This window comes from Geodermatophilus sp. SYSU D01105 (assembly GCF_054050095.1).
This window is the reverse complement of the sequence record NZ_JBJGYR010000006.1, coordinates 232,688-240,280: the sequence shown is the minus strand read 5'-3', so window position 1 is coordinate 240,280 and position 7,593 is coordinate 232,688. Positions and strand designations below refer to the sequence as shown.

Genomic DNA, 7,593 nt, shown 5'->3' with positions numbered 1-7,593 from the left:
CCTTCTCCAGCAGCGCGTCGATCAACGCGTACGGGATGCCGCACAACCCGAACCCGCCCACCGCCAGCACCGCGCCATCGGGCACGTCGGCCACCGCCTCCACGGCGCTGCCCACCACCTTGTCCATGCAGGAGTCCACCGTCCCGTCCGGGCGGCTGGGACTGCTGCGTCAGGCAGGTCGCCCCAGCTCGCGGATGCCGTCGATCGTCAGGCCGAGCGTAGCCGTGACCCGTTCGTCGGCCGCGCGGGCGGGCAGCCGGGCCGGGTCGGCGGAGCGGACCAGCACGATCGACGCGCCGGCGGCCAGCGGGGCGAGCAGCCACGCCACCGGGCCGGCCTCGGCCGCGGTGCGCTCGTCGACCAGCAGCCGGTCCCCGTCGGCGATGCCGAGCCGACCGGCCAGCTCGCGGGCGGCGTCCACCAGGCCGCCGAGGGTCAGCTCGAGCCCGCCGAGCAGCAGCCCGGGGGCGCCGGGGTCGGGCCGCTGCCACGGGGTGAAGGCGTCGCCGTGCGCGCGGACCTCGAGCGCGAAGTCCCGCGCCGGCCCGGCGTACCCGGCCATGCCCATGCCCAGCGGGTGCAGTGAGAGGCCCAGCAGCTCGGGGAGGTCCTGCTCCTCCAGCGGGGCGAGGCGGTCCTGCGCGGCGAGGACGACGTCGGCGTCGTCGAGCCGTCCCTCGTCCTCGGCGGCCGTGTCGAGGACCGTGGCGCCGCAGGCCCACGCCCCGAGCAGGACCGCCGCGGTCTGCCAGTGCACCGGCAGCGCGACCGCCACGGTGCTGCCCGTGGTGACGTCGAACTCGTCCTGGAGCAGGTTGGCCGTCTTCGCCACCCAGTTGGCGAGGGTGGCCGCCGAGAGCTCGACCCGCTCGCCGGTCGCGTCGTCGTAGGCGGTGACCAGCGGCGCGGCGGCGTCCCGGCGCAGCCGGGCGGCGAGCAGGTCGGCCGGGACGTCGCCCATCAGTTGATGCACGTGGTGTCGGCTGCGGTGCGCGCGTCCTTGCCCTCGGTGACCGGCTCCTCGGCGGCGGCCGGCTGCTGGGTGACCGCCTGGCCGACCCCGTTGAAGTCCGAGCCGAGCACCAGTTGCACGGTGCCGACCGTGGCATCGGCCGTCTTGCTCGCCTTGGCCCCCGGGATCACCTGGAGCAGCGCCCGGGCTCGGGCGTTGTCCCCCTCCGCGAAACGGATCTCGGTCCGCGTGTAGGCGGGGGAGTCGGCGTTGCCGGTGCCGGCGACCGTGAAGCCCGCACCCTGCAGGCCGGTCGCGGTCTCGCCGGCCAGCCCCGGGGTGCCCGAGCCGTTGAAGACGGTCACGGCGACGTCGGCCGGGGCGGCGACCTCCGGGGCCTGCTCCTCGGCCGGCTGCTCGGCCTGCTCCTGCGGCTCGGCCGACAGGTCGGCGAAGAACCGGTGGAGGGTGTCGACGTCCTCGAGCCGGAGGATGTAGCGGTCCTGCTCGTCGCGGTCGTCGCCCACGTACGGGACGGTCTGGAAGTCGACGCTGCCCAGGTCCACCGCCTGCATCTGCTCGGCGAGCTGGAACAGGTCGAGGTCCTGGTCGACGGTGAGCGAGTTCGACGCCGCCTCGACCAGCTGGCGCTGCTTGCCCAGGTCGAACAGGGTGTCCTCGGAGAGGATCTTGCGGACGACGCCGGCGATGAAGACCTGCTGCCGGATGATGCGGTCGAAGTCGCCGCGGGGCAGGCCGTGCCGCTGGCGGACGAACTTCAGGGCGTCGGCGCCGCTGATCGTCTGGACGCCGGCGGGGAACACCGCACCGGAGTACTTGGTGTCGTTCACCGCGGCGCAGAGGTTGACCTCGACGCCGCCGACGACGGAGCTGAGGTTGAAGAAGCCCAGCAGGTCGACCTCGGCGTAGTGGTCGATCTGCAGGCCGGTGAGCTGGTTGATCGTCTGCACCAGCAGGCGCGAGCCGGAGGCGCGCTTGGTGGCCTCGTCGGCGTCGGCCGGGGCGTCGCCGTAGCCGTAGGCGAAGGCGGCGTTGAGCTTGTCGTTGCCGTGGCCGGGGATGGCCACGTAGGAGTCGCGCGGGAACGAGACGAAGGAGGCCTTGGAGCCGTCGGCCGGCAGGTGGACCAGGATCATCGTGTCGGTGTTGAGCCCGGTCGAGCCGCCGGTGTGGAACTCGTTCTCCTGCTCGGGGGTCAAGCTGTCCCGGCTGTCGCTGCCCACCAGGAGCAGGTTGAGGTCCGACCCGCCCTCGTCGCCGGTGGCGGTGATGACGTCGGTCCGGGTGACGCTGGCCTCGGCCACCTGGCCGAGGTACCAGCCCCAACCGCTGCCGCCCAGCAGGGCGACCGACAGCAGGCCGACGACGACGCGGGTGACGACCGCGGCGCGACGGCCGCCGCGCGCCGGGCCGGTCGCGGCCGGGGCGGAGGCCGGACGTTCGGCCCCGGCGGTCTTGCGGGAGGGCCGACCGGCACGGGGGTCCAGCCGCGGTGGCAACGGGCGGCCGTCGCTGCCGGCCTGCTTGTCGTGCTTCCTCGTCACGGCGTCCTCACTGGTGTCCGATGGGCGCGCCGGGCTCCCCGGGCGGCGTCCGCGTGCTGCGGCGTCCACGTCCCACGACGGGCGGCGGCGCGAGCGATGCTAGCCACCAAAGGGGTGAGACGACCCCGTCCGACACCGACGGTTCGCCGCCTGCGCCACTACCGTGCTCACCGACCGCAGTTGTCACACCACAGGAAGGCCCGGGGTATGCGCATCCTCGTGACGGGGGGAGCCGGCTTCATCGGTTCCCACTACGTCCGGACCCTGCTCACCGGCGGGTACCCCGGCTTCGAGGACGCCGAGGTGACGGTCTTCGACGCGCTGACCTACGCCGGCAACCTCGCCAACCTGGCGCCGGTGGCCGACAGCCCGCGCTACCGGTTCGTCCGGGGTGACATCTGCAGCGCCGCCGACCTCGACGCCGCCCTGCCCGGGCACGACGTCGTCGTGAACTTCGCCGCCGAGTCGCACGTCGACCGCTCCATCTCCGGCGCCTCGCAGTTCGTGCTGACCAACGTGCTCGGCGCCCAGCAGGTCTTCGAGGCGGCGCTGCGACACGGCGTCGGCCGCGTGGTGCACGTCTCCACCGACGAGGTCTACGGCTCGATCGACGAGGGCTCCTGGACCGAGGAGCACCTCCTCGAGCCGAACTCGCCCTACTCCGCGGCCAAGGCCGGCGGCGACCTGATCGCGCGCGCCTACGCGAAGACCTACGGGCTGGACATCTCGATCACCCGGTGCAGCAACAACTACGGCCCGTACCACTTCCCGGAGAAGGTCATCCCGCTGTTCGTCACCAACCTGCTCGACGGGGAGAAGGTGCCGCTCTACGGCGAGGGCGCCAACGTCCGCGACTGGCTGTTCGTCGACGACCACTGCCGGGGCATCCAGCTGGTGCTGGAGAAGGGCCGGCCGGGGGAGTTCTACAACATCGGCGGCGGTCGGGAGCTGTCCAACCGGGAGCTCACCGAGAAGCTGCTGGAGGCCACCGGCCGCGACTGGAGCTACGTGGAGAACATCGTCGACCCGCGCGGCGGCGGCCACGACCTGCGCTACTCGGTCGACTACTCCAAGACCGCCGCGCTCGGCTACGCCCCGCGGATGTCCTTCGAGGAGGGCCTGGCCCTCACCGTGCAGTGGTACCGGGACAACCGCTCCTGGTGGGAGCCGCTCAAGGCCGCCGCGGCGACGGCGCGCGCATGAGGACCGCCTGGCTGGTCACCGGCGCGAACGGCCAGCTGGGCCGGGAGCTGCTGGCGGTCCTCGCCGGGCGGCCCGGGGACGCCGTGACGGCGGCGGGCCGGCACGAGGTCGACCTCACCGACGAGCGGCAGCTGCGGGCCGCCGTCCGGACCTGGCTGGCCGACGCCCGGTCGCGCGGCGCCCGCGCGGTCGTGCTCAACGCCGCCGCCTACACCGCGGTCGACGCCGCGGAGGACGACGAGGCCACCGCGACCGTGGTCAACGGGCACGCGCCGGGCTGGCTGGCCGAGGAGCTGGCCGGCCGGGGGCGGCTGGTGCACGTCTCCACCGACTACGTGTTCGACGGGACGGCCACCGCGCCCTACCCGGTCGACGCCCCCGTCGCCCCGCGCAGCGCCTACGGGCGGTCCAAGGTGGCCGGCGAGCGGGCCGTGGCCGCGGCCGGCGGCGACGCCACCGTCGTCCGGACCGCGTGGGTGTACGGGCGGCACGGCACGAACTTCGTCCGGACGATGATGCGGCTCGAGCGCGAGCGGGAGACCGTCAGCGTGGTCGACGACCAGGTCGGCTCGCCCACGTGGTCGGCCGACCTCGCCGCCGGCCTGGTCGCGGCCGGCGCGCGGGAGGAGCCGCTGCCCCCGGTGCTGCACTGCACCAACGCCGGGCACACCTCCTGGCACGGCCTGGCCCGGGCGGTGTTCGAGGAGCGGGGCGCCGACCCCGCCCGCGTGCTGCCCACCACCACCGACGCCTTCCCGCGGCCCGCGCCGCGGCCGGCCTGGTCGGTCCTGGACCCGGCCTCGTGGCAGGCGGCGGGGCTGCCGCCGATGCGGCCGTGGCGCGCCGCCCTCCACCAGGCGATGCGCACCTTCGACCCCACCCCGGCGGGGTCCCCGGCGGGGTGACCGACCGGTCCGCCACGGGGGAGGGCGGTGTGACGGCTGGGCACGGTGGGATTGCCGTTTCCGCACGACCGCGTGTCGTGGGCACAAGGTCACCGACTGCTACCTCGATGCTCTAGGGGACAGCCGGTGGCCCTCCGTGGTCGCCGGACCACGGAACCCTGGAGGACAACTCCTCGTGCGACGCCTCCTCACCGGCTCCCTCGCCTTCGTCGCCTTCACCGGCACCATCCTGGTGCTGCCCGTGTACGCGTCGCCGGGCCCCGAGGCCGAGCCGGTGGCCACGTCCACCGAGGAGGTGGAGCTGGGCTCGGTCGAGGAGCCCGCCCCGCAGGCCGACGTGCAGGAGGGCACGTCCGAGCCCGTCGCCGGCGTCGCGGACACCGCGCCCACGCTGACGGTCACGAAGACCGACGTCCCGGAGTTCTCCCTCGTCGGCGTCACCTGGGAGTACGACCCGGCGGTGACCGACACGGTGGTCAAGGTCCGGGTGCAGGACGGTGCCGGGGCCTGGGGCGAGTGGACCGAGGTCGGCATCGAGGACGCCGAGCAGGACCCCGACGCCGAAGCCGACGCCGACGTCCGCGGTGGCACCGCACCGCTGTGGACCGGGCCCAGCACGGGCGTGGAGGCCGAGCTGGTGACGCGCACGGGAGCCGCCCCGACCGACGTGCAGCTGGACCTGGTCGACCCGGGCGACAGCGCGGCGGACGGCTCGCTGGGCACCCCGGACATCCAGGACACCGCCGACGCGGCGATGGCGATGCCGGCGGTCTACTCGCGGGCCCAGTGGGGCGCCGACGAGTCGATCATGGGGTGGGACCCGGAGTACGCCCCCACGATCAAGGCCGCGACGCTGCACCACACCGCGGACTCCAACAACTACACCGCCGACCAGGTGCCGGCGATCATGCGCTCCATCTACCGCTACCACTCGGTCAGCCGGGGCTGGGGCGACATCGGCTACAACGTGATCGTCGACAAGTTCGGCCGGCTCTGGGAGGGTCGCTACGGCGGGCTGGCCCGGCCGGTCGTCGGTGCCCATGCCATCGGCTTCAACAGCGGGACCTTCGGCGTCTCGATGCTCGGCACCTACGAGAGCGTCGCCGTCCCCCAAGCGACGGTGGACGCGGTCGCCGCGGTCATCGGCTGGAAGTTCTCCCTCCACGGGGTCGACCCGCGCGGCAGCACCGTGCTCACGGCTGGCGGGGGTGGGACCTCCAAGTACGCGGCCGGGCAACGCGTGACGCTGCCGACCATCTTCGGCCACCGGGACGTCGGCAGGACCGCCTGCCCCGGCACGCAGGGGTACGCCCGGCTCGGTGAGATCCGCAACCAGGTGACCTCGCGGCTGGCCGCCAACTGGCGGCCCATCGCCGACCGGTACGCCAGCGACCCGGGCCTGCGGCAGATCCTCGGCTCGCCGGTCGGGGGCGAGCAGTCCTACGGCACCGTCCGGTGGCAGGCCTACCAGTACGGCCGCCTCTACTACTCGCCCGTCGGCGGTGTCCGCCTGGTCCGCGGGGCCATCCTCGACACCTACCTCGCCGCCGGCGGACCGGCGGTGCTCGGCCCGCCGATCTCGGACGACGCACCGGCGGCAGGCGGTGCCGGTGCCTTCGTCAGCTTCGAGCACGGCGACGTGTACTGGTCGCCGTCCACCGGCACGCGGATCGTCCGCGGGTCGATCCTGACGACCTGGCTGGCGTGGGGCGGCGCCGGGGGGGCGCTGGGCTTCCCGACCACCAGTGACGCCAAGACCCCGGAGGGCAAGGGGTACTTCGTCCGGTTCCAGCACGGTGGGGTCTACTACTCGGCCGCGACCGGGACGCGGGTGGTGCTGGGCGGGATCCACGACACGTGGCTGGCCAAGGGGGGCACGTCGGGGGTGCTGGGCTTCCCGACCACCAGTGACACCGCCACGGCCGGCGGGGCCTACGTGCGGTTCCAGGGCGGGGACGTGTACTGGTCGCCCTCGACCGGTGTCCGGGTGCTGCGCAACGGGGCCATGACGGCCTACCGGGCCTCTGGTGGGCCGACCGGCCCGTTGGGTTGGCCGACCAGCAGCAACGCCAAGACCCCCGACGGGCGCGGCTCGTTCGCGCGGTTCCAGCACGGTGGGGTGTACTGGTCGGCGGCGACCGGGACGCGGGTGGTGCTGGGCGGGATCCACGACACGTGGCTGGCCAAGGGGGGCACGTCGGGGGTGCTGGGCTTCCCGACCACCAGTGACACCGCCACGGCCGGCGGGGCCTACGTGCGGTTCCAGGGCGGGGACGTGTACTGGTCGCCCTCGACCGGTGTCCAGGTGCTGCGCAACGGGGCCATGACGGCCTACCGGGCCTCTGGTGGGCCGACCGGCCCGTTGGGTTGGCCGACCAGCAGCAACGCCAAGACCCCCGACGGGCGCGGCTCGTTCGCGCGGTTCCAGCACGGTGGGGTGTACTGGTCGGCGGCGACCGGGACGCGGGTGGTGCTGGGCGGGATCCACGACACGTGGCTGGCCAAGGGGGGCACGTCGGGGGTGCTGGGCTTCCCGACCACCAGTGACACCGCCACGGCCGGCGGGGCCTACGTGCGGTTCCAGGGCGGGGACGTGTACTGGTCGCCCTCGACCGGTGTCCAGGTGCTGCGCAACGGGGCCATGACGGCCTACCGGGCCTCTGGTGGGCCGACCGGCCCGTTGGGTTGGCCGACCAGCAGCAACGCCAAGACCCCCGACGGGCGCGGCTCGTTCGCGCGGTTCCGCGGCGGGGACATCTGGTGGTCCGCCGCGACCGGCACGCGCGTCGTCCGGGGGGCGATCGCGAGCGCCTACTGGCAGATGGGTGGCAGCTCGTCACGGCTGGGCTTCCCCACGAGGTCGACCTACGCCGTCGGTGGGCTCCAGCGGACCGACTTCCAGCACGGGTGGATGACCTTCGATCCCAAGGCGGGCGTCGTCACGACCTCTCCCTGACATCCACCCCGC

The 7,593-nt window shown here is 73.9% G+C and carries 6 protein-coding genes; 3 read left to right on the top strand and 3 right to left on the bottom strand.

Annotated elements, in window-relative coordinates; translation table 11 throughout:
* The 3 genes from ACI79I_RS08005 to ACI79I_RS07995 form a co-directional block, all read right to left on the bottom strand.
* Positions 1 to 127, bottom strand: a 127-nt coding sequence (locus tag ACI79I_RS08005; RefSeq protein WP_456948071.1) for a CoA-transferase, incomplete at its 3' end; no start/stop codon positions are given.
* 42 nt (positions 128 to 169) lie between these two features.
* Positions 170 to 961: a TIGR03089 family protein gene (locus ACI79I_RS08000; protein ID WP_456991780.1), complete on the bottom strand. Its 792-nt coding sequence runs from the start codon at positions 959 to 961 to the stop codon at positions 170 to 172.
* A complete protein-coding gene (locus ACI79I_RS07995) occupies positions 961 to 2,517 on the bottom strand; it encodes an LCP family protein (RefSeq protein ID WP_456991779.1) in 1,557 nt (518 codons plus the stop codon). The genes ACI79I_RS08000 and ACI79I_RS07995 overlap by 1 nt, the downstream gene beginning before the upstream one ends.
* Positions 2,518 to 2,724: 207 nt before the next feature.
* Here ACI79I_RS07995 and rfbB point away from each other — a divergent pair, with 207 nt between their 5' ends.
* The 3 genes from rfbB to ACI79I_RS07980 all read left to right on the top strand — a co-directional run bounded on the left by rfbB (position 2,725) and on the right by ACI79I_RS07980 (position 7,581).
* Entirely contained in the window at positions 2,725 to 3,720 is a 996-nt protein-coding gene (gene rfbB, locus ACI79I_RS07990; RefSeq protein WP_456991778.1) for a dTDP-glucose 4,6-dehydratase, read from the top strand.
* Positions 3,717 to 4,625, top strand: coding sequence for a dTDP-4-dehydrorhamnose reductase (gene rfbD / locus ACI79I_RS07985; protein ID WP_456991777.1), 909 nt, complete (start codon positions 3,717 to 3,719; stop codon positions 4,623 to 4,625). The genes rfbB and rfbD overlap by 4 nt, the downstream gene beginning before the upstream one ends.
* Before the next feature lie 175 nt (positions 4,626 to 4,800).
* A complete protein-coding gene (locus ACI79I_RS07980) occupies positions 4,801 to 7,581 on the top strand; it encodes an N-acetylmuramoyl-L-alanine amidase (RefSeq protein WP_456991776.1) in 2,781 nt (926 codons plus the stop codon).
* Positions 7,582 to 7,593 lie beyond the last annotated feature (12 nt).